The following is a 25983-nucleotide window of genomic DNA, read 5'->3' on the forward strand; positions in this document are numbered from 1 at the left end:
AGTCGGTTAGCCTGCGTATACTGGCCGCCTTAAGTTATTACGGTTGACTTGATTCAACTGATTTCACGGAGCGCCCTGCATGTCCGGCAATACCTACGGCAAGCTGTTCACTGTTACCACCGCGGGCGAAAGCCATGGCCCGGCGTTGGTCGCCATTGTCGACGGCTGCCCGCCGGGCCTCGAGTTGTCCCTGGAAGACCTGCAGCGTGACCTCGACCGCCGCAAGCCCGGCACCAGCCGCCACACCACCCAGCGCCAGGAAGCCGACGAAGTCGAAATCCTCTCGGGCGTGTTCGAGGGCCGCACCACCGGCTGCGCCATTGGCCTGCTGATTCGCAACACCGACCAGAAGTCCAAGGACTACTCGGCGATCAAGGACCTGTTCCGCCCGGCCCACGCCGACTACACCTACCACCACAAATACGGCGAGCGCGACTACCGTGGCGGTGGCCGCAGCTCGGCGCGGGAAACCGCGATGCGTGTGGCGGCCGGTGCGATTGCGAAGAAGTTCCTGGCGACCCAGGGCATCGTGATCCGCGGCTACATGAGCCAGCTGGGCCCGATCGAAATCCCGTTCAAGACCTGGGACAGCGTCGAAGACAACGCCTTCTTCTGCCCAGACCCGGACAAAGTGCCGGAGCTGGAAGCCTATATGGACCAGTTGCGCCGCGACCAGGATTCCGTCGGCGCCAAGATCACCGTGGTTGCCGAAGGCGTGATGCCGGGCCTGGGCGAGCCGATCTTCGACCGCCTCGATGCCGAACTGGCCCACGCGCTGATGAGCATCAACGCGGTCAAGGGCGTGGAAATCGGCGCCGGGTTCGATTGTGTGGCCCAGCGTGGCACCGAGCACCGTGACGAGATGACCCCGGAAGGTTTCCTCAGCAACAACGCCGGCGGCATTCTCGGCGGCATCTCCTCCGGCCAGCCGATCGTTGCGCACCTGGCCCTCAAGCCGACGTCCAGCATCACCACGCCGGGCCGCTCGATCGATGTGCACGGCAACCCGGTGGACGTGATCACCAAGGGCCGTCACGACCCGTGCGTCGGCATCCGTGCCACGCCGATTGCCGAAGCGATGATGGCCATTGTGTTGATGGACCACCTGCTGCGCCATCGTGGGCAAAACGCCGACGTAAAAGTCAGTACTCCGGTATTGGGCCAGCTGTGACCGTGTGTGGCGAGCGAGCTTGCTCGCGCTGGGCTGCGCAGCGGCCCCAAAGCCTGCAATCCGGTAGTACCTGGAGAACTGCGGCGCTTCTAGTGGGGCCGCTTCGCGACCCAGCGCGAGCAAGCTCGCTCGCCACAAGTCACTTATGCTGACGCAAGCCCTTCCATACTGGCGACTCTCCAGCTTCTACCTGTTCTATTTCGCCCTGCTGGGGGCGACGGCGCCGTTCCTGGCGCTGTACTTCGATCACCTTGGGTTCTCCAGCGCGCGCATCGGCGAGCTGGTGGCCATCCCCATGCTGATGCGCTGCGTGGCACCCAACCTGTGGGGCTGGCTGGGGGACTACACCGGCCGGCGCCTGGCCATCGTGCGCTTTGGCGCGGTGTGCACCCTGGTGAGTTTCTCGTTGATCTTTGTCAGCAAGACCTACGCCTGGCTGGCGCTGGTGATGGCCTTGCACGCGTTCTTCTGGCACGCGGTCCTGCCGCAGTTTGAAGTCATCACCCTCGCGCACCTGCAAGGCCAGACCTCGCGCTACAGCCAGGTGCGGTTGTGGGGCTCCATCGGTTTTATCCTCACCGTGGTGATCATGGGCCGCTTGTTCGACTGGCTGAGCCTGGATATCTACCCGGTGGTGGTCGTGGTGATCATGGCCGGCATCATCGGCGCCAGCCTCTGGGTGCCGAATGCGCAGCCGCCGGCCCAGGGCAACCGCCTGGCCGGTGACGGCTTTTTGCGGCAACTGCGCAGCCCCGGCGTGCTGGCGTTCTATGCCTGCGTGGCGCTGATGCAAATGAGCCACGGCCCGTACTACACCTTCCTCACCCTGCACCTTGAACACCTCGGTTACAGCCGTGGCGTGATCGGCATGTTGTGGGCGCTGGGCGTGGTGGCGGAAGTCTTGATGTTCCTGGCCATGAGCCGGATTCTCACGCGCTTTTCGGTACGCCGGGTATTGATGGCGAGTTTCCTGCTGGCCGCACTGCGCTGGTTGCTGCTGGGCTCGTTTGCCGAATTCTTCTGGGTGCTGTTGCTGGCGCAGGTGATGCACGCGGCGACCTTCGGCAGCTTCCACGCGGCGGCCATCCAGTTCGTGCAACGCAGCTTTGGCGCTCGCCAGCAAGGCCAGGGCCAGGCACTGTATGCGGCACTGGCCGGTACCGGCGGTGCGCTGGGCGCACTCTATTCAGGTTACAGCTGGAACCTGCTGGGGCCGACCCTGACCTTCAGCATTGCCAGCATCGCGGCCCTGGCCGCCGCCCTAATCATTGGCATTCGATTGCAAGAGGAGCGGCCATGAGCGGCTCCCGTGACAGAGGAAGAGTTTGATGAGCTATCTCGCGGTTTACCACGTCTGCACCCCCGACACCCCGAACAAGGTCCTGACTCACCAGGACGATATCGCCTCGACCCTGGCCGAGCTGGGTGTGGGTTTCGATCGCTGGCAGGCGGCTACCCGACTTGAGCCCGGGGCCAGCGAGGTTGAGATTATCGCGGCCTACCAGGCGCCCATCGACAAGCTGATGACCGAGCGCGGCTACACCACCGTTGATGTGCTCCGCATCAGCAATGATCACCCGCAGAAAGCCCAATTGCGCGCCGAGCGACTCGACGAACACCGCATGGCCCAAGACCACGTGCGTTTTTTCGTAGCGGGTCGTGGGCTGTTTACCTTGCACATCGAAGATTATGTGTACGCGGTGTTCTGCGAGAAAAACGACCTGATCTTGGTGCCGAGCGGCATCCCGCACTGGTTTGATATGGGGGAGAACCCGCACTTTGTGGCGATCCGCCTGTTCAGTGACCCTGAAGGGCTGGCGGTCATGCTGACCGGCGACGCGATCGCCGAGGGTTTTCCCCGGCTTGATGACTAAGTCCGTCCGGCAATGCCTCCTGAACAGGGGGCATTTTTTTAACTTCAATTCCTTCAGGTTGGAAATCGCTGTAGGAATAAACTTGAAAGTTTGTGGGTAACAGCTGTTTATCGTTGACCTTACTTGTTACTTCCACTCTTTGTGTAACTCTCTCTGGTCTCAATATTTATTCGCCTGTCAATAGGAGTAATCCGACTTCGGGCGTTACAAGACCTATATGAAGAGAGAGGCCTGCATGAGCGGTTCGGAGCCACAGGAACAACCGTCCACGCAAACGGACAGCGCGCCGGTTGCCAACCGCAAGGCGCGTGCGATGTTGTCGGGTAAACCCCTGACCCCAAAGGAACGGGAAATCCTGCATTGGGCGGTCGAGGGCAAGACGGTGTGGGAAATCAGCAGGATTCGCTCCATCTCCCAGGCCACGGTGAAGTTTCACCTGCGCAACATCTACGGCAAGTTGCAGGTGACTAACCGGGTCCAGGCCGTGAACGAGGCGGTGAAACAGGGATTGTGCAAATAAAAAAAGGCCGTGGTGCGCAACGGCACCACGACCTGTTCGGGTCCTGCATGACGGTCAAGCCGAATGGTAGGTCGGCAGGGCAAAGCGGTTCTGGCTTTGCAGCATCGAAATCTGTGGCAGGTCGCTGGCTTGTTCAGCCAGGTCGCGGCGAATGGCGCTGATGACCCACGTCAGTTGGTCGGCCGTGTGCAGTTGCTGATAAGAGATCGAACGTTTGATCTGCTTGCCTTCGCTGTTACGCAAGGTCAGCAGGATGCCGCCATCAGGACGCGCCTGGGTGGTGACGTCGAAATTGGAGAACACAGAAGAAAATTTATCTTGGATCAGGCTCATGTCTATCAGCTCCGTTAGCTCATGTTTTGCAGCGTGGAGTGATAGGTGCAGCGATTGTGCCAGTACTGAGTATCTTAAAAAATCGTTATAAATCAATCAGTTATAAAATTTTAAGATTTCCGGTTTCGTGCAATTTGCATGAATGGCCATCGTGCATCCTGCATTTTGCGGGGTTTTGCCAAGTGTTTCACCGCTGGCACGCAAGGCAGGTCTTCCATAGTGACCACCTGGCGGTGCGCAAAATTCCTTTTCCTTTCGGGATACAAAACTTTTCAAATCCTGCGTGTACAGCCGAAGAACGGCTGGCGTATTTTCCTGCAAGGCATTCGGCGCGGGTCTTACAGTGCGATGAGTGCCTTGAGGGTCATACGAACAATAAGAAAAAGGACGTTCCCGCCATGAACCACCCGCCAAGTGACATGATCACCTGGGGCATGATGCTGCGTAAGGTGCCCACCATTGTCCGTGCGCTGCCGCGCCTGGTGCGCGGAATCCGCGTTGCCAACATCACCGATCCCGACCAGCCGTGCGGCCTGGGCTGGACCTTTGAACAAGCCACCCAACGCAACCCCGACGGCGCCGCGCTGCTGTATGGCGACACGGTGCTGAGCTACCGCCAGGCCAACCAGCAGGCCAACCGCATGGCTCACTACCTGCAGCGGCAGGGGATCGGCAAGGGCGACGTGGTGGCGTTGTTTATCGAAAACCGCCCCGAGTTGTTGCTCAGCGTACTGGCCGTGGCCAAGGTGGGCGGCATTTGCGCGATGCTCAATACCTCGCAAACCCAGTCGGCGCTGGTACATAGCCTCAACCTGGTGGCACCGGCGGCCATCGTGGTGGGAGCCGAGTTGGTAGGGGCCTACGAGGCCGTGCGCAGCCAGGTGGCCATCGAGGCGGATAAAACCTGGTTTATTGCCGATCAGCAGCACAGCCATGTGCCGCCGGATTACGTCGACCTGATGGCCGCCAGCGCCGACTGCCCGGTGGAAAACCCCGCCAGCACTCAGCAGATCTACTTCAACGACCCTTGCTTCTATATCTACACCTCCGGCACCACCGGCTTGCCCAAGGCCGGCATTTTCAAACACGGCCGCTGGATGAAGTCCTCGGCCAGTTTCGGCACCATCGCCCTGGATATGGGGCCCGAGGATGTCGTCTATTGCACCTTGCCGCTGTATCACGCCACTGGCCTGTGCGTGTGCTGGGGTTCAGCGATTGCCGGGGCGTCGGGGTTCGCGATTCGCCGCAAGTTCAGCGCCAGCCAGTTCTGGGACGATGTGCGCAAATTCAATGCGACCACCCTGGGTTATGTCGGCGAGCTGTGCCGCTACCTGATCGACCAGCCTGCCCACGGGCGCGACCTGGATAACCGGGTGACGAAGATGATCGGCAACGGCCTGCGCCCTGGGGTTTGGGCTGAGTTCAAGCAGCGCTTTGGCGTCGATCATATCTGCGAGCTGTACGCCGCCAGTGACGGCAACATCGGCTTCACCAATGTGCTGAACTTCGACAACACCATCGGCTTTTCCCTGATGCACTGGGCACTGGTGGACTACGCCCATGACAGCTGTGAGCCGATTCGCGGCGCCGACGGTTTCATGCGCGAAGTGCCCAAGGGGGGCCAGGGGCTGCTGCTGGCCAGGATCGATGACAAGGCACCGTTCGACGGCTACACCGACCCCGAGAAGAACCGCAAGGTGGTGCTCAGCGACGTGTTCGAGAAGGGCGACCGGTATTTCAACACCGGCGACCTGTTGCGCAATATCGGCTTCGGCCACGCCCAATTCGTTGACCGGCTGGGGGACACCTACCGCTGGAAAGGTGAAAACGTCTCCACCACCGAAGTCGAGAACATCTTCCTGCAGCACCCGCAGATTTCCGAAGTGGTGGCCTACGGCGTGGAGATTGAAAACACCAACGGCCGCGCGGGCATGGCGGCCATTACGCCTGCCGAATCCCTGGCTTCCCTGGACATGCGCGAGTTGCTGACCTTCGCCCACGGGCAATTGCCCGCGTATGCGGTGCCGTTGTTCCTGCGGATCAAGGTGAAGATGGAAACCACGGGCACCTTTAAATACCAGAAGGTGAAACTCAAGGAGGAAGCGTTCGATCCGGGCAAGGCCGGTGATGATCCGATCTTTGCCTGGCTGCCTGGGTCGGACAGTTATGTGCCGGTCACCGGGCAACTGTTGGCGGATATTCAGGCGGGCAAGTTCCGTTATTGATTCTGCCTATCGCCGCTTTTGGGAAAAAAGGCATGACAGTGGGGAACTCCATCGCGAGACTGGGCGCCTTATGAAACACCAGACAAGGAGCCCCACATGTCAGACCAAGCCAAACAAATGACCGAAGACGAAGCCGCCGAATTTGCCGAGCAGGTGTTCGACGTGGCGCGCAAGGGCGATGCCGCGATGCTGGCGGCGTTGCTGGCCAAGGGCTTGCCGCCGAACCTGCGCAACCACAATGGCGATACGCTGTTGATGCTGTCGGCCTACCATGGCCATGTGGACGCGGTGAAAGTGCTGCTGGAATTCAAGGCCGACCCCCAGATTGCCAACGACAAGAACCAACTGCCGATTGCCGGCGCGGCGTTCAAGGGCAACCTGCCGGTGGTCAAGGCGTTGATCGAAGGCGGAGCGTTGGTCGAAGGCGCATCCTCTGATGGTCGCACCGCCTTGATGATGGCGGCGATGTTCAACCGTACCGAAATGGTGGACTACCTGATCAGCCAGGGCGCCAATCCCAAGGCCACCGATGCCCAGGGCGTGACCGCGCTGGCAGCCGCGCAGACCATGGGGGCGGTGGATACGGCGGCGCAGTTGCAAAAACTGGTGTAGGCTTTGCGCCCTCAAAATCAGCCCCGCCACAGGACCACCCCATGAAAACCGCACTCGTCGAACTCATCAGCAAAATCAGCTCCGGCTGCATGAGCGAACCCGAGATCGCCAAGGTGGCGGACGAGGCGGCCCAGGCCTACGCCGATCCCGACGCTTTCCTGGCCGCCAACCCCGACATCAACTACGACGACACTTTCCCGATTCCCCTGGGTGAGTGGATCGTCGTCGGCAGCCTGCCTGACACCGTGCTGTTCCAGGCCGACACCTACCTGGACCTGTTCGCCCAGATCGTCGCCTCCTTTGGCCCCGGCGTGGCGTTCAACCTCAAGCCCAAGCAACTGGCCAAGACCGAAGCCCTGACCGCGCTGAACCGCATCCAGATCCAGATGAGCGCCCTCAACCCGGAGAACGGCGGCTACGTGCTGATGAACTTCAGCCAATTGCTGGACGACGAGATCCAGGCTGTGCTGGTCTACGGCAACGACGTGCCACGGGTGCTGGAGTTGTGTGCCGAAACCGGCATAAAGGGCGAACCATCGCTGGAAGCCCTGCGGGTTGCGGTACACGTCTGAAATAAAACGGAACCCCCGGCCACGGCTGACTATCCTAAGCAGGCAAGCCCTCACTTAGGAGCGACACCATGGGTTCCACTTTTAATGGTCTGATCGGGTTGATCATCCTCGCGCTGGATATCTGGGCGATCATCAACGTGTTCAAAAGCGGCGCGAGTACCGGCGCCAAAGTGTTGTGGATCCTGTTGATCCTGCTGCTGCCGGTACTGGGCTTGATCATCTGGGCGATCGCCGGGCCGCGCGGTAACGTGCGGATCTGATCCAAACAACGCTATCCAGAGCGGGCACAGTAAGTGTGGGAGCGGGCTTGCTCGCGAATACGGTGTAACAGTCACCTGATGTATCGACTGATTTACCGTATTCGCGAGCAAGCCCGCTCCCACATCTGTTTCCGTACGCCCGTTATTGTGTTTCGAGATATTCGCTGCACAGAATTTTCACATTCCATCCAAGACAATTCGCCGGCTATTTTTCCTGTCGGATGCTCTAAGACGAGTCTCAAACACTGGCCGGATTGAGTAATCAATGGCGTTGCCGGCGTTGATCGGGCACCATTTGCGCCATTGCGTTCACCGTCTACCCCAGCTTGCCTGGGCGAGGGCGGGGCGCCGCTGTATTCATTCGCAACTTAAACTTCCAATGGGTCCTAAAACGACATGGCAAACCCGGACGCCCTGAATCAGCAGCGAGCTTCTAATCGCTTGCTGCAACCGACCGTCAAATCCCATCTGGCGTACACGCTGCTTTGTGCCTTGATCATGATGGTGATGTTCTCCCTGCTGCGCCTGGCGCTGCTGGTCTACAACCGCGAGATGATCCTCGACACACCGGCCTCGACTTTCCTTGAAGCGTTCGCCAACGGCCTGCGCCTGGATATCCGCCTGGTGATGTACCTGCTGGTGCCGCTGCTGCTGGCGTTGTTCAGCGTACGGGCCATGGCGGCGCGCGGGTTCTTCCGCTTGTGGCTGACGGTCGCGTCCAGCATCGCGCTGTTCCTGGGCCTGATGGAAATGGACTTCTACCGCGAGTTCCACCAGCGCCTCAACGGTCTGGTCTTCCAGTACGTGAAGGAAGACCCGAAAACCGTGATGAGCATGCTCTGGTACGGTTTCCCGGTGGTGCGCTACCTGCTGGCCTGGGCCGTGGGTACGCTGATCCTGAGCATCGCCTTCAAAGGCGCCGACCGTGCAACGCGCCCACGCGGCCCGTTCAGCGGTGGCAGCATCGGCACTCGCCAGGTAGCGCCGTGGTACACGCGCATCGCGGTGTTCGTGGTCTGCCTGCTGGTCGCCGTGGTCGCCATCCGTGGCACCCTGCGCCAGGGCCCGCCACTGCGTTGGGGCGACGTGTACACCACCGACTCGAACTTCGCCAACCAGTTGGGGCTCAACGGTACCTTGTCGCTGATTGCGGCGGCGAAATCGCGCTTCTCCGAGGAGCGTTCGAACATCTGGAAAGCCACCCTGGAGCAGCCGCTGGCCACCCAGACCGTGCGCGACATGCTGGTATTGCCGAGCGAGAAACTGGTCGACACCGACACCGCCGCGGTACGCCGTGACTTCACGCCGCCGTCCGAGAAGACCCTGCCGATCAAGAACGTCGTGGTTATCCTGATGGAAAGCTTCGCCGGTCACTCGGTGGGCGCCCTGGGCCGCCCGGGCAACATCACGCCGTACTTCGACAAACTGTCCAAGGAAGGCCTGCTGTTCGACCGCTTCTTCTCCAACGGCACCCACACCCACCAGGGTATGTTCGCCACCATGGCCTGCTTCCCGAACCTGCCGGGTTTCGAATACCTGATGCAGACTCCGGAAGGCAGCCACAAGCTGTCGGGCCTGCCGCAGTTGCTCAGCCATCGCGATTTCGATGACGTGTACGTCTACAACGGCGACTTCGCCTGGGATAACCAGTCGGGCTTCTTCAGCAACCAGGGCATGACCAACTTCATCGGGCGTAATGACTTCGTCAACCCGGTGTTCTCGGACCCGACCTGGGGCGTGTCCGACCAGGACATGTTCAACCGTGGCCTGGAAGAGTTGAAGGCCCGTGAAGGCGGCAAGCCGTTCTATGCGCTGCTGCAAACCCTGTCCAACCACACGCCGTACGCGTTGCCGACGCCATTGCCGGTCGAGAAGGTCACCGACCGTGGCAGCCTCAACGAGCATTTGACGGCCATGCGCTACTCCGACTGGGCCTTGGGCCAGTTCTTTGAAAAGGCCCGCAAGGAGCCGTACTTCAAGGAAACCCTGTTCGTGATCGTGGGCGACCACGGCTTCGGCAACGAGCAACAGATCACCGAAATGGACCTGGGCCGCTTCAACGTGCCGATGCTGATGATCGCACCGGGCATGCAGGAGAAGTTCGGCGAGCGTGACCACACCGTGGGCACCCAGATCGACATCGTGCCGACCATCATGGGCCGCCTGGGCGGTGACACCCTGCACCAGTGCTGGGGCCGTGACCTGCTCAACCTGCCGGAAGGCGACAAGGGCTTTGGTGTGATCAAGCCGTCGGGCAGCGACCAGACCGTCGCCTTGCTCACCGGTGATCGCGTGCTGGTCCTGCCCAAGGAAATGCCACCAAAGTTGTGGGAATACGAACTGGGCGCCAACCCGACCGGGAAAGTGATTCCAGAGTCGCCGGACGAGGCTGCGTTGAAGCAGAAGCTCGAATCGTTCCTGCAGACCGCTACCAAGAGCCTGCTGGACAACACCGCCGGTGTAGTGGACGGCAAGCCGGACTAAACACCCGCGCATAAAAAAAGAGGCCTTTCAAGGCCTCTTTTTTTTGCACGCTGGAACGCGTTATATCTTGCCGAGCAACAACAGAATCAGCAGCACTACCAACACAGTACCGAGAATACCCGATGGCCCGTAACCCCAGTTACGTGAGTGAGGGAACACTGGAAGACCGCCGACCAGCAGGAGGATCAGAATAATGATAAGAATGAGGCTCATGTTTTGTTTTCCTTATTGTCTTCTGAAAAGACCTGGTATTTAACGGATAGGCCCGACAGCTGATACGGACGCCTTAATAACTCCGACCCCTGTGTTTGGCAGAAAATTCCGTGTTTTTTTAAAGCTTTTCGCTAACTTGCTTATTTCCTTTAACCCCGTTGCAAATAACCGTCCTTAGTTCAAATAAATGGAACTTGGCGGGTTTCCCGCTATCCGACCCGGCCCACGGTTTGCCTGGGGCATTCAGCAGTCTGATGGTGCGTGGGTGCAGGAAAAACCTTCGCTACACTGCGGCTCACTTCTTCCGTGAACCACAAGGCTACTTTCCTATGCAAAATCGCATGATGATCACCGGCGCCGGTTCTGGCCTGGGTCGCGAAATCGCTCTGCGCTGGGCCCGTGAGGGTTGGCAGCTGGCCTTGTCGGACGTCAGCGAAGCGGGCCTGCAAGAAACCCTCAAGCTTGTACGCCAGGCCGGTGGTGACGGTTTCACCCAGCGCTGCGACGTGCGCGACTACAGCCAGCTCACCGCGTTCGCACAGGCCTGTGAGGAAAAGCTCGGTGGCATCGACGTGATCGTCAACAACGCCGGTGTCGCATCGGGCGGGTTCTTCAGCGAACTGTCCCTGGAAGACTGGGACTGGCAGATCGCGATCAACCTGATGGGCGTGGTCAAGGGCTGCAAGGCCTTCCTGCCGCTGCTGGAAAAGAGCAAGGGCCGCATCATCAACATCGCGTCCATGGCCGCCCTGATGCAGGGCCCGGCCATGAGCAACTACAACGTGGCCAAGGCCGGCGTGGTGGCGCTCTCGGAGAGCCTGCTGGTGGAACTCAAGCAACAGGAAGTCGGCGTGCATGTGGTGTGCCCATCCTTCTTCCAGACCAACCTGCTGGACTCGTTCCGCGGGCCGACGCCGGCGATGAAGGCCCAGGTGGGCAAGCTGCTGGAAAGCTCGCCGATTACCGCCGCACAGATCGCCGACTACATCTACCAGCAGGTGGCGCAAGGGCAATTCATGATCCTGCCCCACGAGCAGGGGCGCATGGCCTGGGCACTGAAACAGAAGAACCCGCAACTGCTGTATGACGAGATGACCGTGATGGCGGACAAGATGCGGGCGAAAGCCCAGTCGCAGGCGGTAAAAGGTTGAATTTCAGGTTAGCACCTGATGTGGCGAGGGCGCTTGCTGTGGCGAGGGAGCTTGCTCCCGCTGGGGTGCGAAGCAGCCCCAAAACCAGCCGCCCAAGTCTTCCTGAAAGAATGCATTGACCTTATTGGGGGCTGCTTCGCAACCCAGCGGGAGCAAGCTCCCTCGCCACAGCAAGCTCCTCGCCACAACAGGCTCTCTAGCCACAGAGAGCGCCTGCAAATTTGAACATATCGTTTGGTTCTTGGGTGTAATTCGAGATTATTCACTGCCTGTCTGTAGGGTAATTTACCCTGATGTGTAAGGCATGCCTGTTTAACCTGAAGGCCATTGATGGTGCCAGGCAGGGAGCGCATGGTCGGGGTTCGGTAACTTAAAAAGGACGAACCCCATGCTGGTATTAAGCCGCGCGGTAGGTGAAATAATTTCGGTGGGTGACCAGATCACCTTGCGCATTCTGGAAGTGAACGGCACCCAAGTGAAGCTGGGTGTGGAAGCGCCGGTGGGGGTCAATGTGCACCGGGCGGAGGTCTATCAGAAGATCCTCAGTCGCCACGGGCAGCAGGCCAACACCCATCCAGTGCCGGTGCCAAACCCTTGAGTCTCAGTCGAACAGGTGCTTGGGCACATCGTGCTTGAGCATCAACTGGCACTGCTCGCTCTCGGGGTCGAAGACAATCAGCGCCTGGCCCTTGGTCAGCGCCTGGCGTACCCGCAGCACCCGGGTTTCCAGAGGTGTGTCGTCACCATTGTCGGTGCCGTCGCGGGTCACGAAGTCTTCGATGAGGCGTGTCAGGGTGTCGACTTCAAGTGCATCGTAGGGAATCAGCATACAAGCCTCGGCTAGGGAATCCCGGCGATGCTACTGCGCCGGGATCCGAGTTGCCAGTCTCAGGTTTTTTGGCCCACCAGGCTGTCCACCGACGGCACGCGGGTATCACTCTCCATTTGTGTGTCGTGTTCGATCTGGTGACTGAACCGGTCGAGGGAGCCCTTGGCCGGCTGTGCATCGCTGGCGAACACCGGCGGGCTGAGGATGTACGCGCCCAGCAGGCGACTCAGCGCGGCGAGGCTGTCGATGTGCGTGCGCTCATAACCATGGGTGGCATCGCAACCAAACGCCAGCAGTGCGGTGCGAATGTCGTGGCCGGCGGTCACCGCCGAATGCGCGTCGCTGAAGTAGTAGCGAAACAGGTCGCGACGCACCGGTAGCTCATTTTCCGCCGCCAGGCGCAGCAGGTGGCGGGACAGGTGATAGTCATACGGCCCGCCGGAATCCTGCATCGCCACACTCACCGCGTGCTCGCTGGAGTGCTGCTCGTGGGCCACCGGCGCAATGTCGATGCCGACGAACTCACTCACATCCCACGGCAATGCCGCCGCCGCACCACTGCCGGTTTCTTCGGTGATGGTGAACAGCGGGTGGCAGTCGATCAGCAGCGGTTGGCCGCTGTCGACAATCGCCTTGAGCGCCGCCAGCAGCGCGGCAACCCCGGCTTTATCGTCCAGGTGACGGGCGCTGATATGCCCGCTCTCGGTGAATTCCGGCAGCGGGTCGAAGGCGACGAAATCGCCGACGCTGATACCCAGGGAGTCACAGTCGGCGCGGGTGGCGCAGTAGGCATCCAGGCGCAGTTCGATGTGGTCCCAACTGATGGGCATTTCATCCACGGCCGTATTGAACGCGTGACCGGAGGCCATCAACGGCAACACGCTGCCACGGATCACGCCGTTATCGGTGAACAGGCTGACGCGGCTGCCTTCGGCAAAACGGCTGGACCAGCAGCCGACCGGCGCGAGGGTCAGGCGGCCATTGTCCTTGATCGCCCGCACGGCGGCGCCGATGGTGTCCAGGTGCGCGGAAACGGCGCGGTCGGGGCTGTTTTTCTGGCCCTTGAGGGTGGCGCGGATGGTGCCGCGCCGGGTCATTTCAAAGGGAATGCCCAGCTCTTCGAGGCGCTCGGCAACGTAGCGCACGATGGTGTCGGTAAACCCGGTGGGGCTGGGAATAGCGAGCATTTCCAGCAGCACTTTTTGCAGGTAAGCGAGATCCGGTTCGGGGATGGTTCGGGTCATGGAAACTCCTGATGAGTTGAGGGCATCGATGGTTTCGATGAAAGGGGCGCCTCAGAGATTGTGTTGGCTGTACCGGCGTCTTCGCGAGCAAGCCCGCTCCCACATTTGGAATGCATTCCCCTGTGGGAGCGGGCTTGCTCGCGAAAGCGCCAGTCAAGGCAACACCTTTCTCAAGCCGTCGGTTGGCTATGGGGGAACAACAGGTCCACGAACTTTTCAGCCGTCGGCTGCGGTTCATGGTTGGCCAGCCCGGCCCGTTCGTTGGCTTCGATAAACACGTAGTCCGGTTGGTCGGCGGCCGGCACCATCAGGTCCAGGCCCACCATGGGAATGTCGAGGGCACGGGCGGCGCGCACGGCGGCGTCCACCAGGGTCGGGTGGAGGATGGCCGTCACGTCTTCCAGGCACCCACCGGTGTGCAGGTTGGCGGTACGCCGCACCGCCAGGCGTTCGCCACGGGGCAGGATGCTGTTGTAGTCGTAGCCGGCCGCCTGCAGGGTGCGTTGGGTTTCATGGTCCAGGGGGATTTTGCTTTCGCCATCGGTGGCGGCCTGGCGTCGGCGGCTCTGGGCTTCGATCAACGCGCCAATGGAATGCTGACCATCGCCGGTGACTTCCGCCGGGCGGCGAATGGCGGCGGCAACCACTTCAAAGCCGATCACCAGAATGCGCAGGTCGAGGCCTTCGTGGAAGCTTTCCAGCAGTACACGGGTGTCGAATTGGCGGGCCGCCTCAATGGCTTTTTGCACGTCTTCAATGGTCTGCAAATCCACCGCCACACCCTGGCCTTGTTCGCCATCCAGCGGCTTGACCACAATACGCTGGTGCTCGTCGAGAAACTCCAGGTTGTCGTCGGCACTGCCGGCCAACTGCTGCTCCGGCAGCTTCAAGCCTGCAGCCTTGAGTGCCTTGTGGGTCAGGCTCTTGTCCTGGCACAAAGTCATGCTGATGGCGCTGGTCAGGTCGCTGAGGGATTCGCGGCAGCGCACCCGGCGGCCACCGTGGCTCAGGGTGAACAAGCCGGCATCGGCATCGTCCACTTGCACGTCGATCCCGCGCCGATGGGCTTCCTCGACAATGATTCGCGCATAGGGATTGAACTCCGCCTGCGGGCCAGGGCCGAGGAACAGCGGCTGGTTGATCCCGTTCTTGCGCTTGATGGCGAAGGTGGTCAGCGCGCGAAAGCCAAGCTTGGCGTAGAGACTTTTTGCCTGGCGGTTGTCGTGCAGCACCGACAGGTCGAGGTAGCTCAGGCCACGGCTCATGAAGTGTTCGATCAAGTGGCGCACCAGCACTTCACCCACCCCGGGACGGGTACATTGCGGGTCGACCGCCAGGCACCAGAGGCTGCAGCCGTTCTCCGGATCGTGAAAGGCCTTCTGGTGGTTCAGGCCCATCACGCTGCCGATCACCGCGCCGCTGTCTTCATCCTCGGCGAGCCAATACACCGGGCCGCCTTGATGACGTGGCGTCAGCAGTGCCGGGTCCACCGGCAACATGCCGCGCCCCTGGTACAGCTGGTTCACCGCCTGCCAGTCCGCCTCGGTTTGTACCCGGCGAATCCGGAACCCGCGAAACACCCGGGTTGCCGGGCGATAGTCGGTGAACCACAGGCGCAGGGTATCGGACGGGTCGAGAAACAACTGCTGGGGATCAATCCCGAGGATCTGCTGCGGCGCCGCCACATACAGCGCGATATCCCGCTCGCCGGGCTGCTCGTTGAGCAACTCCAGGGCCAGGCTCGCCGGGTCCGGGAAGGTGTGGCCGATCAACAACCGGCCCCAACCGCAATGCACGGCAATCGGCGTGGGGTCCAGTTCGCTGCCGTCTTCGGCGAAGCGGGCTTGCAGGCGCTCGTAGGAGGGCGCCTGGCCTCGCAGCAAGCGTTGGCTGTAAGCCGTGGCATGAGGTTTCATGAATCAGATTCCTTGTTCGCTGAGCCACAGGTTCAGCGCCGCCAGTTGCCACAGCTTGGAGCCGCGCAACGGGGTCAGTTGGCCTTGGGGATCGGTGAGCAGGCGGTCGAGCATGGCCGGGTTGAACAGGCCGCGGTCCTGGCTTGGGTCCAGCAGCAGCTCACGCACCCAGTTCAAGGTGTCACCCTGCAAATGCTTGAGGCCGGGCACCGGGAAGTAGCCTTTCTTGCGGTCGATGACCTCGCTCGGGATCACCCGGCGCGCCGCTTCCTTGAGCACTTGCTTGCCGCCGTCCGGCAGTTTGAATTTGCCCGGCACGCGGGCCGACAGTTCTACCAGGCGATAGTCGAGAAACGGCGTGCGCGCTTCCAGGCCCCAGGCCATGGTCATGTTGTCGACGCGCTTGACCGGGTCATCCACCAGCATCACGGTGCTGTCCAGGCGCAGGGCTTTGTCTACCGCCGCATCGGCGCCGGGCTGGGCGAAATGCTCGCGCACGAAGTCACCGGCGGCGTCATTCGCGGTCAACCATTTCGGCGCGACGGTAGCGGCATAGTCGTCGTAGCTGCGGTCGAAAAATGCGTCGCGGTAGGCCGCGTACGGGTCGCTTGCGCCATCCACCTGCGGGTACCAGTGGTAACCGGCGAACAGTTCATCGGCGCCCTGGCCGCTTTGCACCACCTTGCAGTGCTTGGCCACTTCCCGGGACAGCAGGTAGAAGGCAATGCAGTCATGGCTGACCATCGGCTCGCTCATGGCGCGGAACGCCGCCGGCAATTGCTCGATGATTTCGCTTTCGGCGATACGCAGTTGGTGGTGACGGGTGCCGTAATGCTTGGCGATCAAGTCCGAATACTGGAATTCGTCGCCGCGCTCGCCACCCGCGTCTTCAAAACCGATGGAGAAGGTCGACAGGTCCTGCACGCCGACTTCCCGCAACAGGCCCACCAGCATGCTGGAATCGACACCACCGGAAAGCAGCACGCCCACATCCACCGCCGCCCGCTGACGAATCGCCACGGCTTCGCGGGTGCTGTCGAGCACGCGGTCGGTCCAGTCTTCCAGGGTCAGGTTGGCTTCGTCGGCGTGGGGGCCGTAGGGCAGGGTCCACCAGGTTTTCTGTTCAGTCTTGCCATCGGCGTCGATGCGCATCCAGGAGGCGGGCGGCAGCTTTTCAATGCCCGCCAGCAGGGTGCGCGGCGCCGGCACCACGGCGTGGAAGTTCAGGTAGTGATTAAGGGCCACCGGATCGAGGATCGGGTTGATATCGCCACCCTTGAGCAGCGCCGGCAAGGCCGAGGCAAAACGCAGGCGCTGGCCGGTGCGCGACAGGTACAGCGGCTTCACGCCGAGGCGGTCACGGGCGATAAACAGGCGCTGGGCATCGCGCTCCCAGATGGCGAAGGCGAACATCCCGTTGAGCTTGGGCAGCAGGGCTTCGCCCCAGGCGTGGTAGCCCTTGAGCAACACTTCGGTGTCACCACCGGAATAGAAGGCGTAGCCCAGGGCTTCCAGCTCTTCACGCAATTCCGGGAAGTTATAGATCGCGCCGTTGAACGCCAGGGACAGGCCCAGCTGGGCGTCGACCATCGGTTGGGCGGAGCCATCCGACAGGTCCATGATTTTCAGGCGTCGATGGCCCAGGGCAATCGGCCCCTGGGCATGAAAGCCCCATGCGTCAGGACCGCGTGGCGCCAAATGATGGGTGATTCGTTCCACCGCTGCCAGGTCGGCAGGTTGGTGATCGAAACGTAACTCTCCAGCTAATCCGCACATAAATTCCTTACCGGTTTTTCCGTTGGGGAGGGATAGAAATGCAGCCCGCCAAAACAGCGGGTACCCAGAGACTGACCCGGGTAAATTGTGGGAGTTTTAGAACAATACGTTATAAGGCAAAGAGCCTTGACGGGTTGCGAGCCCGTCATGGCCCTCAGGATTTGCCTGGGTTACCGCGGATCAGGGCACGCAGCGCGAACCGATTGGGGTGACAGGCTTCGCTGACACTGCGCGGCAGCGGCAGGGGCTCATTGTCGAGCCAGGCGGCCAGCAGCTCTGCGCAGAGTGGCGCGGTGACCAGCCCCCGTGAGCCATGGCCACTGTTGATATACACGCCGTGCAACCACGGGCACGGCGCATCAGGGACCTGCCGGGCGTCTTTGCCGAGGGCGGCGTAGGTGTGATCAAACGCCTCTCGCTGCGCCAGCGGTCCGACGATCGGCAGGTAGTCCGGGCTGGTGCAACGGAAGGCGGCGCGGCCTTCGAGCTGTTCGGGTGCCAGGCTGTCGGCGCCCAGGCGTTGCAGCAAATCGAGGGAGATTTCCCGCAGCATCTGCAGATTGCCCGCGTGCTCGGCCACCGTGGGCGTAAGGTCATCGCTCTTGAAGTCGAAACTGGCACCGAGGGTGTGCTCGCCCAGGCGTGGCGGGGCGACGTAGCCCTCGGCGCACACCACCGTGGCCAACGCCTGGCTTTGCGCCGTTTGCGGCAGGCGAGTGATTTGCCCGCGGATGCGCTTGAGGGGCAAGTCAGCGCTGAAGGAAAACCGCTTGATCTCGGCGGCGCCGGCCAGCACGACCACACTGGCTTGAGCCAGAACCGTATCGCCCTGCAACGCCTGCCACTGACTGTCGACCTGCTTGAGCTCAAGGGCGTCGTGGTGCTGGAGCACTTCGATCAGCGGGTGCCTGGCTTGCCATTCGCACAGCGCCGGCGGGTGAACCCAGCCGCCTTCGGGGAAGAACAAGCCGCCGTGCTCCAGCGTTATCCCGGCGCGCGCCTGTGCCTGCTCTTTATCCAGCAGGTGCAACAGGTCCGGGGCAAAAGCGCCGGCCAGTTGTGCCTGGCGCTCGGCTTCCTTGGCGTTGAAGGCCAGTTGCAGCACGCCGCAGCCATCCCAGTCCACGCCACGTTGCAGGTGTTCCAGCAGGCGCCGGGTGTGGCCGAAACCGCTGAGAATCAACTGCGAAAGTGCCGTGCCATGGGCGGAAAGCTTGAGGTACAACACCCCTTGCGGGTTGCCGGAGGCTTCCTGCGCGAGCGCTGCGTGGCGTTCCAGCAAACTGACGCGCCAGCCGCGTGCCGCCAGGCTGGCCGCCGTGGCGCAACCGGCCAGGCCACCACCGATGACCAGTGCATGGCGTTCACCGGAAACCGCAGGCGGGCGCGCAAACCAGGGTTTTGCCGCGGCAGGCGCAGGCGTTTCAGCGGGCCAGCCGAGAAACTCACCCCGCAGGATTTCCCACTTGTGGCCGATGCCGGGGGTGCGCTTCATCTTGAACCCGGCGGCGTTGATCAACCGCCGTACCCAGCCGGTGCTGGTAAAGGTGCTGATGGTCGAGCCCGGCGCCGCCAGCCGCGCCAGTTCGGCGAACAGCTCGGCAGTCCACATGTCGGGGTTCTTGGCCGGGGCGAAACCGTCGAGGAACCAGGCGTCGACTTGCGCGTCCAGTTGCGGCAATTGCTCCAGGGCGTCGCCGATCAGCAACGTCAGGGTGACTCGACCGTTATCCAGTACCAGCCGCTGGAAGCCTTGGTGAATCGCGATGTATTGCGCCAACAGCTGCTCGGCGAACGGTGCCAGTTCCGGCCAGAGGGCGAGGGCGCGCTGCAGGTCGGCGTGGCTCAGCGGGTACTTTTCCACGCTGACAAAATGCAGGCGCGCACCCGCCTCCGCGTGTTGATCAAACAACTGCCAGGCGCACAAAAAATTCAGGCCGGTGCCGAAGCCCGTCTCACCAATCACCAAGCGCCCGCCCACCGGCAGCGCCGCAAAACGTTCCTGCAGACGGTTCTGTTCGAGGAACACGTAGCGGGTTTCTTCAAGGCCCGACTTGTCGGAGAAGTACACGTCATCGAAGACCCGCGAGTGCGGGCGACCTTGGTCATCCCAGTCAAGCTGGGCGTGGGATACGGGGTTCATGAGCGGCTCGGCAAAGGCAAGGCGGCCATTCTAGCTGATCAACAGGGTTGTCATTGATCCATGGCAAGCCGCTGCGGAATTTCCTGCCACGTGTTGTTGCCCAATCCGCTAGTCTTGATCACTTCTGGAACGGAGCCGCCCATGTTTGAATCTGCCGAAATCGGTCACGCCATCGACAAAGACACCTACGACGCCGAAGTGCCGGCCCTGCGTGAAGCCTTGCTGGAAGTGCAGTACGAACTGCAACAGCAGAAGCGCTTCCCGGTGATCATCCTGATCAATGGCATCGAAGGCGCGGGCAAGGGTGAAACCGTCAAATTGCTGAATGAATGGATGGACCCGCGCCTGATCGAGGTGCGCACCTTCGACCAGCAGACCGACGAAGAACTGGCCCGCCCACCGGCCTGGCGCTACTGGCGCCAGCTGCCGGCGAAAGGCCGCATGGGGATCTTTTTTGGTAACTGGTACAGCCAGATGCTGCAGAGTCGCGTCCATGGCGAGATCAAGGACGCGCGGCTGGATCAGGCCATCGCCGGGGCCGAGCGCCTGGAAAAGATGCTGTGTGACGAAGGCGCGCTGATCTTCAAGTTCTGGTTCCACCTCTCCAAGAAGCAAATGAAATCCCGGCTCAAGGCCTTGCAGGACGACCCGCTGCACAGCTGGCGCATCAGCCCGCTGGACTGGCAGCAGTCCAAGACCTACGACAAGTTTGTGCATTTTGGTGAGCGGATCCTGCGCCGCACCAGCCGTGACTATGCGCCTTGGTATGTGATCGAGGGTGTCGATGCGCACTACCGCGGGCTGACCGTCGGCAAGATCCTGCTCGAAGGCCTGCAAAACGCCTTGAAAGTGCCCAAGGGTAAAGCCAGCGGCATGAACCCGGCGCCGCTGCCATCGGCGGTTGACCAGATGAGCCTGCTGAACAGCCTGGACATGAGCCTGAGCCTTGAAAAGGACGATTACGAAGAACAACTGATTACCGAGCAGGCACGGTTCTCCGGGCTGATGCGCGACAAACGCATGCGCAAGCACGCGTTGGTGACGGTGTTTGAAGGCAACGACGCGGCGGGCAAGGGTGGGGCCATCCGGCGTGTGGCGGCAGCCCTCGATCCCCGGCAGTACCACATCGTGCCGATCGCCGCGCCCAGTGAAGACGAGCGCGCCCAGCCTTACCTGTGGCGTTTCTGGCAGAAGATTCCGGCGCGGGGCATGTTCACCGTGTTCGACCGCTCCTGGTATGGCCGGGTGCTGGTGGAACGCATCGAAGGCTTCTGCACGCCGACGGACTGGATGCGCGCCTACGGCGAGATCAACGACTTCGAAGAGCAACTGCGCGACGCCGGGGTGATCGTGGTCAAGTTCTGGCTGGCGATCGACAAGCAGACGCAGCTGGAGCGGTTCCAGGCCCGCGAGGAAATTCCGTTCAAACGCTTCAAGATCACCGAGGACGACTGGCGTAACCGCGAGAAGTGGGACGACTACCGGGCGGCGGTGGGCGACATGGTAGACCGCACCAGCACCGAGATTGCGCCGTGGACGCTGGTTGAAGCCAACGACAAGCGCTGGGCGCGGGTGAAGGTACTGCGCACCATCAACCGGGCGCTGGAGGAAGCGTTCGACAAGACCGACAAGCATGACAAGAAGGACAAGAAGAAGTAACGCCATGCTTTTGCATACGCGGGGTGAATGATTGTCGCGGTTGAAGAGGGCGGGATCTATGCTCGATCCATCTCTCAACAACCACAACAATTGAGGTAGCCCATGCGTGAAGTAGTGATCGTCGACAGCGTGCGAACCGGCCTGGCCAAGTCCTTTCGCGGCAAGTTCAACCAGACCCGTCCCGATGACATGGCTGCCCATTGCGTGAACGCGTTGCTGACCCGCAACGGCATCGACCCGGCCACGGTCGAGGACTGCATCGTCGGCGCCGGTTCCAACGAAGGTGCCCAGGGCTACAACATCGGCCGCAATGTGGCGGTGTTGTCGCAACTGGGTACCGGTACGGCGGGCATGACCCTCAACCGTTTCTGTTCCTCGGGGTTGCAGGCGATTGCGATCGCCGCCAACCAGATTGCTTCCGGTTGCAGCGAGATCATTGTCGCCGGTGGGGTCGAGTCCATCAGCCTGACCATGAAGAGCGTCAACACCGATAACCTGATCAATCCGTTGCTCAAGGAGCAGGTGCCGGGCATTTACTTTCCCATGGGGCAGACGGCGGAAATCGTTGCGCGGCGGTATCACGTCAGTCGTGAAGAGCAGGATCTGTATGCGCTGCAAAGCCAGCAGCGTACGGCTCAGGCCCAGGCTGACGGGTTGTTCGATGATGAAATCGTGCCGATGGCGGTGAAGTACAAGGTTGAGGACAAGAACACTGGCGCGGTGCAGGTGTTGGAGGGGGTGGTGGATCGGGATGATTGCAATCGTCCGGATACGACGTTGGCCAGTCTTGCGGGATTGAAGCCGGTGTTTGCGGAGGATGGGTCGGTGACGGCGGGGAATTCGTCGCAGTTGTCTGATGGGGCTTCCATGACACTGGTGATGAGCCTGGAAAAAGCGCTGGAACTGGGGCTTAAGCCCAAGGCGTTTTTTCGCGGGTTTACGGTGGCGGGGTGTGAGCCGGATGAGATGGGGATCGGGCCGGTGTTTTCGGTGCCCAAGTTGCTCAAGGCCCGTGGGCTGGCAGTGGCGGATATTGATTTGTGGGAGTTGAATGAGGCGTTTGCCTCGCAGTGCCTTTATGCGCGTAATCGGCTGGAAATTGATAACGCCAAGTACAACGTCAACGGTGGGTCGATTTCCATCGGGCATCCGTTTGGGATGACGGGGTCGCGGCAGGTGGGGCATCTGGTGCGTGAGTTGCAGCGGCGCAAGTTGCGTTACGGCATTGTCACTATGTGTGTGGGCGGCGGCATGGGGGCCACCGGCTTGTTCGAAGCCGTACGCTGACTCAGTGTGGGAGTGGCGGTGCGACGATTCGACTTGCTCGCGAATGCGGCGGGGCAGTCGATGAAAATGTTGGCTGATAGACCGCCTTCGCGAGCAAGCCCGCTCCCACATTTGATCAGCACCGTATCCCAATCCGTTCACATCCCCCTAGAATGCACCTCCTCCACCTCAGGCATTCGGGGCACTCATGCACATCTCATCGGGCCGTTGGGTCTACGGTTTATCCCTGGCCCTGCTGACCGCGCTGCTCTGGGGCATTCTGCCGATCAAACTCAAACAGGTCTTGCAGGTGATGGACCCCGTCACCGTCACCTGGTTTCGCCTGGTCGTCTCCGGCAGTTGTCTGTTTATCTATCTCGCCGCCGTAAGGCGCCTGCCCAGCTGGCGCTCCCTCGGACCAAAAGGTGGCTGGCTGGTAGCAATCGCCGTGTGCGGCCTGATGGGCAACTACGTGCTCTACCTGGTCGGCCTCAAACTGCTGAGCCCCGGCACCGCGCAACTGGTGGTACAGGTGGGCCCGATCTTCCTGATGATCGCCAGCGTCTTCGTGTTCAAGGAACGCTTCAGCCTCGGGCAGGGCATGGGCCTGCTGGTGCTGATCATCGGCTTCGGCCTGTTCTTCAACCAGCGCCTGACCGAGTTGTTGACCTCCCTGGGCAGCTACACCGCCGGGGTGCTGACGATTCTCTTGGCCACCACCATCTGGACCTTCTACGCCCTGGGCCAGAAGCAGTTGCTGACGGTATGGAATTCGTTGCAGGTGATGATGGTGATCTACCTGTCCTGCGCGCTCTTGCTGACGCCATGGGCGCACCCGATGGAAGCGCTGCAACTGAGCCCGCTGCAAGGCTGGCTGCTGCTGGCCTGCTGTTTCAATACGCTGATTGCCTACGGCGCATTCGCCGAAGCCCTGGCCCACTGGGAAGCCTCGCGGGTCAGCGCCACCCTGGCGCTGACGCCATTGGTGACTTTCGTCGCGGTGGCGCTGGCCGCCTGGATGTGGCCCGAGTATGTGCACGCCGAAGACATCAATGCCCTCGGCTACGGCGGTGCCGTGTTGGTGGTGCTGGGGTCTGCGACCGTGGCGTTGGCGCCGTCGCTGTTCGCCGGGCTCAGGGCCCGGCGTGCACGATTGGCGTCTTAATGACCGGCTTCCAGCATGTTTTCCGGACGCACCCACTGGTCGAACTCTTCGTCCGTGAGATAGCCCAGCTTCAGCGCCGCTTCCCGTAGGGTCAGCCCTTCGGCATAGGCCTTCTTGGCAATCTCGGCGGACTTGTCGTAGCCGATGTGCGGGTTCAGCGCAGTCACCAGCATCAGGCCACGCTCAAGGTGCGCGGCCATTTGCTCGGCGTCGGGTTCCAGGCCGGCGATGCAGTGCTCCTGGAAGTTGCTGCAACCGTCGGCCAGCAGGCGGATCGATTCCAGCAGGTTGTGGATGATCACCGGCTTGTACACGTTCAACTGCAAGTGGCCCTGGCTGGCGGCGAAGCCAATGGTCACGTCATTGCCCAGCACCTGGCAGGCCAGCATCGACAGCGCTTCGCACTGGGTCGGGTTGACCTTGCCGGGCATGATCGAGCTGCCCGGTTCATTCGCCGGCAACTTGACTTCCGCCAGCCCGGCACGCGGGCCGGAGCCCAGCAGGCGCAGGTCGTTGGCGATTTTCATCAGGGCCACGGCCAGGGTCTTCAAGGCGCCGTGCAGGGTGGTCAACGGCTCATGGCCCGACAGCGCGGCGAATTTGTTCGGTGCGGTGACAAACGGCAGGCCCGACAGCGCGGCCAATTCCGAGGCAATCGCCTCGCCAAAACCGTGGGGTGAATTGAGCCCGGTGCCGACGGCAGTACCACCCTGGGCCAGTTCACACACGGCGGGCAGGGCGCTGCGGATCGCGCGTTCGGCGTAGTCGAGTTGCGCTATAAAGGCCGAGACTTCCTGGCCGAAGGTGATGGGCGTCGCATCCATCATGTGGGTGCGGCCGGTTTTCACCAGCTTCATGTGGCGCGCCGACAACTCTGCCAAACCACCAGACAGTTCACGGATCGCCGGCAACAGCTTCTCGGTGACGGCCTGCACGGCGGCGATGCTCATGGCGGTGGGGAAGCAGTCGTTGGAACTCTGGGAACGGTTGACGTGGTCGTTGGGATGCACCGGGCTCTTGCCGCCGCGGGGCTTGCCCGCCAGCTCGTTGGCACGGCCGGCGATCACTTCGTTGGCGTTCATGTTGCTCTGGGTGCCGCTGCCGGTCTGCCACACCACCAGGGGAAACTGGTCGTCGTGTTCGCCGGCGAGCACTTCGTCAGCGGCCTGTTCGATCAGCCGGGCGATGTCGGCGGGCAGGTCGCCATTGCGGTCGTTGACTCGGGCCGCAGCCTTCTTGATCAGGGCCAGGGCGTGCAACACAGCCAGGGGCATGCGCTGGTCGCCGATGGCGAAGTTCACCAGCGAGCGTTGGGTCTGCGCACCCCAGTAAGCGTCATCCGGGACTTGCACTTCTCCCAGGCTGTCGGTTTCGATACGGCTCATCGGGCACACTCCTTCAGGTTCGTTTGCGCAGTTTAGGCCCTGATCGCCCGGTGGGGTTCCCTTAAAAGACTTTTCATCGGATTAAGCCCCGCAAAACCAGGCCCCACAAGGCGTGGGGTTGAGCCGCGGCGTTTTTTAGGCGCAGAATGGGCGCCCTTGGGGTCTTACCTCGCCTGCTAGAAAAGGAAACTCGATGACTCGTCTTCGTGCCATCTGTACCGCGGTTGCTCTGGTATGTGCCAGCGGCCAGGTTTTTGCCGATACCGCCAGCCACAACGCCAGTGCCGAAGCCTTCCTTACCCTGGCCCATGCCGACAAGCTGGGTACCCCGGTGTACATGCAAGTGCAACAAATGTTCGCCCAGCGTTTCGAGCAGACCAAGGCGCCTGCTTCCAAGCAAACCGTCCTGGACACCTACCAGGCCAAGGCCAACACCGCCCTGGACCAGGCCATCGGCTGGAACAAGCTCAAGCCGGACATGATCAAGCTCTACACCGACAACTTCAGCGAATCCGAGCTCAAGGACCTGGTTGCGTTCTACCAGTCGCCACTGGGCAAGAAAGTCCTGGAGAAAATGCCCCAGCTGACCCAGCAATCGGCCCAGATGACCCAGGCCAAGCTTGAAAGCGCGGTACCTGTGGTGAACAAGCTGCTGGAAGACATGACCAACGAGCTGACGCCAAAAGCCCCGGCCCCGGCCAAGAAGAAGTAAACAGGAATGACCATGCAACAGCGTATCGAATCGGCACTCGTCGCCCTGAGCCCGGAACACTTGAGCGTGCTGGATGAAAGCCATATGCACAGCCGTGGGTTGCAGACCCACTTCAAGGCCGTGCTGGTCAGCCAGCAGTTCGAGGGCCTCAACCGCGTCAAGCGCCACCAGAAGGTCTATGCCACGTTGGGTGACCTGATGAGCGAATTCCATGCGTTGGCGCTGCATACCTACACGCCTGAAGAATGGGCGAAAATCGACGCAGCCCCGGCCTCGCCGACCTGCGCCGGCGGTCACTGACACTGTGGCACATCAGCTTGATGTGGCGAGGGAGCTTGCTCCCGCTGGGCTGCGCAGCAGCCCTTCTGCCAATCACCGCGATCTTTCTGAAAGGTTGCAACTGCCTGGTTGGGGCCGCTCCGCAGCCCAGCGGGAGCAAGCTCCCTCGCCACAGTAAGAGGCGGCCCATAATC

General features: G+C 61.5%; 24 protein-coding genes. 16 read left to right on the top strand and 8 right to left on the bottom strand.

The annotated features are described in order from the left end of the window. The first annotated feature begins 79 nt into the window (after positions 1-79). The 4 genes from aroC (at position 80) to HX814_RS02110 (ending at position 3565) form a co-directional block, all read left to right on the top strand. Positions 80-1171: a chorismate synthase gene (aroC, locus tag HX814_RS02095; RefSeq protein ID WP_093200005.1), complete on the top strand. Its 1092-nt coding sequence runs from the start codon at positions 80-82 to the stop codon at positions 1169-1171. Positions 1172-1319: 148 nt separating this feature from the next. Then, positions 1320-2471, top strand: a complete 1152-nt coding sequence (locus HX814_RS02100; protein ID WP_177009504.1) for an MFS transporter — start codon at positions 1320-1322, stop codon at positions 2469-2471. A 28-nt stretch (positions 2472-2499) separates the two neighbouring features. Then, entirely contained in the window at positions 2500-3045 is a 546-nt protein-coding gene (locus tag HX814_RS02105; protein WP_134326014.1) for an acireductone dioxygenase, read from the top strand. 235 nt (positions 3046-3280) lie between these two features. After that, on the top strand, positions 3281-3565 hold the full coding sequence (locus HX814_RS02110) for a response regulator transcription factor (RefSeq protein WP_003216779.1): 285 nt from the start codon (positions 3281-3283) through the stop codon (positions 3563-3565). Positions 3566-3619: 54 nt separating this feature from the next. Here HX814_RS02110 and HX814_RS02115 read toward each other — a convergent pair whose 3' ends face one another. Continuing rightward, positions 3620-3898 (bottom strand): DUF3509 domain-containing protein, encoded by a 279-nt coding sequence (locus HX814_RS02115; RefSeq protein WP_003216777.1) that lies wholly within the window; start codon positions 3896-3898, stop codon positions 3620-3622. Between the two features lie 398 nt (positions 3899-4296). On the opposite strand from HX814_RS02115, the gene HX814_RS02120 reads away from it, so the two are divergent. The 5 genes from HX814_RS02120 (at position 4297) to HX814_RS02140 (ending at position 10051) form a co-directional block, all read left to right on the top strand. Next, positions 4297-6123, top strand: a complete 1827-nt coding sequence (locus tag HX814_RS02120; protein ID WP_177009489.1) for a long-chain-acyl-CoA synthetase — start codon at positions 4297-4299, stop codon at positions 6121-6123. A 96-nt stretch (positions 6124-6219) separates the two neighbouring features. Then, a complete protein-coding gene (locus HX814_RS02125) occupies positions 6220-6735 on the top strand; it encodes an ankyrin repeat domain-containing protein (protein WP_010176046.1) in 516 nt (171 codons plus the stop codon). A 41-nt stretch (positions 6736-6776) separates the two neighbouring features. After that, a complete protein-coding gene (locus HX814_RS02130) occupies positions 6777-7307 on the top strand; it encodes a hypothetical protein (RefSeq protein ID WP_003216771.1) in 531 nt (176 codons plus the stop codon). A 68-nt stretch (positions 7308-7375) separates the two neighbouring features. Beyond that, the gene (locus HX814_RS02135; RefSeq protein ID WP_003172956.1) at positions 7376-7567 is read left to right on the top strand and encodes a PLDc N-terminal domain-containing protein; all 192 of its coding nucleotides are present in this window, start codon (positions 7376-7378) and stop codon (positions 7565-7567) included. Between the two features lie 396 nt (positions 7568-7963). Next, positions 7964-10051: an LTA synthase family protein gene (locus tag HX814_RS02140; protein WP_177009488.1), complete on the top strand. Its 2088-nt coding sequence runs from the start codon at positions 7964-7966 to the stop codon at positions 10049-10051. A 60-nt stretch (positions 10052-10111) separates the two neighbouring features. Here the strand turns inward: HX814_RS02140 and HX814_RS02145 are convergent, their stop codons facing one another. Next, entirely contained in the window at positions 10112-10264 is a 153-nt protein-coding gene (locus HX814_RS02145; protein ID WP_003216767.1) for a DUF3309 family protein, read from the bottom strand. 329 nt (positions 10265-10593) lie between these two features. Here HX814_RS02145 and HX814_RS02150 point away from each other — a divergent pair, with 329 nt between their 5' ends. Together HX814_RS02150 and csrA are read left to right on the top strand one after the other, a co-directional pair. Then, a complete protein-coding gene (locus HX814_RS02150; protein ID WP_102368462.1) occupies positions 10594-11415 on the top strand; it encodes an SDR family oxidoreductase in 822 nt (273 codons plus the stop codon). Between the two features lie 388 nt (positions 11416-11803). Further along, the gene (gene csrA, locus HX814_RS02155; protein WP_008433220.1) at positions 11804-12013 is read left to right on the top strand and encodes a carbon storage regulator CsrA; all 210 of its coding nucleotides are present in this window, start codon (positions 11804-11806) and stop codon (positions 12011-12013) included. Between the two features lie 3 nt (positions 12014-12016). Here the strand turns inward: csrA and HX814_RS02160 are convergent, their stop codons facing one another. From HX814_RS02160 to mnmC, 5 genes are all read right to left on the bottom strand, one after another. Further along, positions 12017-12244: a YheU family protein gene (locus tag HX814_RS02160; protein WP_003192759.1), complete on the bottom strand. Its 228-nt coding sequence runs from the start codon at positions 12242-12244 to the stop codon at positions 12017-12019. Positions 12245-12303: 59 nt separating this feature from the next. After that, on the bottom strand, positions 12304-13488 hold the full coding sequence (locus tag HX814_RS02165) for an osmoprotectant NAGGN system M42 family peptidase (protein ID WP_003216760.1): 1185 nt from the start codon (positions 13486-13488) through the stop codon (positions 12304-12306). Between the two features lie 170 nt (positions 13489-13658). After that, positions 13659-15404, bottom strand: coding sequence for an N-acetylglutaminylglutamine synthetase (gene ngg / locus HX814_RS02170; RefSeq protein ID WP_177009487.1), 1746 nt, complete (start codon positions 15402-15404; stop codon positions 13659-13661). 3 nt (positions 15405-15407) lie between these two features. After that, the gene (locus HX814_RS02175) at positions 15408-17180 is read right to left on the bottom strand and encodes an N-acetylglutaminylglutamine amidotransferase (RefSeq protein ID WP_003216754.1); all 1773 of its coding nucleotides are present in this window, start codon (positions 17178-17180) and stop codon (positions 15408-15410) included. Between the two features lie 154 nt (positions 17181-17334). Then, entirely contained in the window at positions 17335-19323 is a 1989-nt protein-coding gene (mnmC, locus tag HX814_RS02180; protein ID WP_177009486.1) for a bifunctional tRNA (5-methylaminomethyl-2-thiouridine)(34)-methyltransferase MnmD/FAD-dependent 5-carboxymethylaminomethyl-2-thiouridine(34) oxidoreductase MnmC, read from the bottom strand. A gap of 141 nt (positions 19324-19464) precedes the next feature. Between mnmC and pap the strand changes: the two genes are divergently transcribed. The 3 genes from pap to HX814_RS02195 all read left to right on the top strand — a co-directional run bounded on the left by pap (position 19465) and on the right by HX814_RS02195 (position 23413). Further along, complete coding sequence (gene pap / locus HX814_RS02185) at positions 19465-20982, top strand: polyphosphate:AMP phosphotransferase (RefSeq protein WP_177009485.1); 1518 nt, start codon at positions 19465-19467, stop codon at positions 20980-20982. Positions 20983-21084: 102 nt separating this feature from the next. Continuing rightward, entirely contained in the window at positions 21085-22269 is a 1185-nt protein-coding gene (locus HX814_RS02190; RefSeq protein ID WP_003216747.1) for a thiolase family protein, read from the top strand. Positions 22270-22456: 187 nt separating this feature from the next. Next, entirely contained in the window at positions 22457-23413 is a 957-nt protein-coding gene (locus HX814_RS02195) for a DMT family transporter (protein WP_003216745.1), read from the top strand. Here the strand turns inward: HX814_RS02195 and HX814_RS02200 are convergent. Beyond that, positions 23410-24798: a class II fumarate hydratase gene (locus HX814_RS02200; RefSeq protein ID WP_003216744.1), complete on the bottom strand. Its 1389-nt coding sequence runs from the start codon at positions 24796-24798 to the stop codon at positions 23410-23412. The genes HX814_RS02195 and HX814_RS02200 overlap by 4 nt on opposite strands. Before the next feature lie 193 nt (positions 24799-24991). On the opposite strand from HX814_RS02200, the gene HX814_RS02205 reads away from it, so the two are divergent. Continuing rightward, positions 24992-25510, top strand: coding sequence for a DUF2059 domain-containing protein (locus HX814_RS02205; RefSeq protein ID WP_003216742.1), 519 nt, complete (start codon positions 24992-24994; stop codon positions 25508-25510). Positions 25511-25516: 6 nt separating this feature from the next. Continuing rightward, positions 25517-25810, top strand: a complete 294-nt coding sequence (locus tag HX814_RS02210; protein WP_003216739.1) for a BolA family transcriptional regulator — start codon at positions 25517-25519, stop codon at positions 25808-25810. Positions 25811-25983 lie beyond the last annotated feature (173 nt).

The sequence above is a fragment of the Pseudomonas sp. C8002 genome (assembly GCF_013385765.1).
GTDB lineage: Bacteria > Pseudomonadota > Gammaproteobacteria > Pseudomonadales > Pseudomonadaceae > Aquipseudomonas.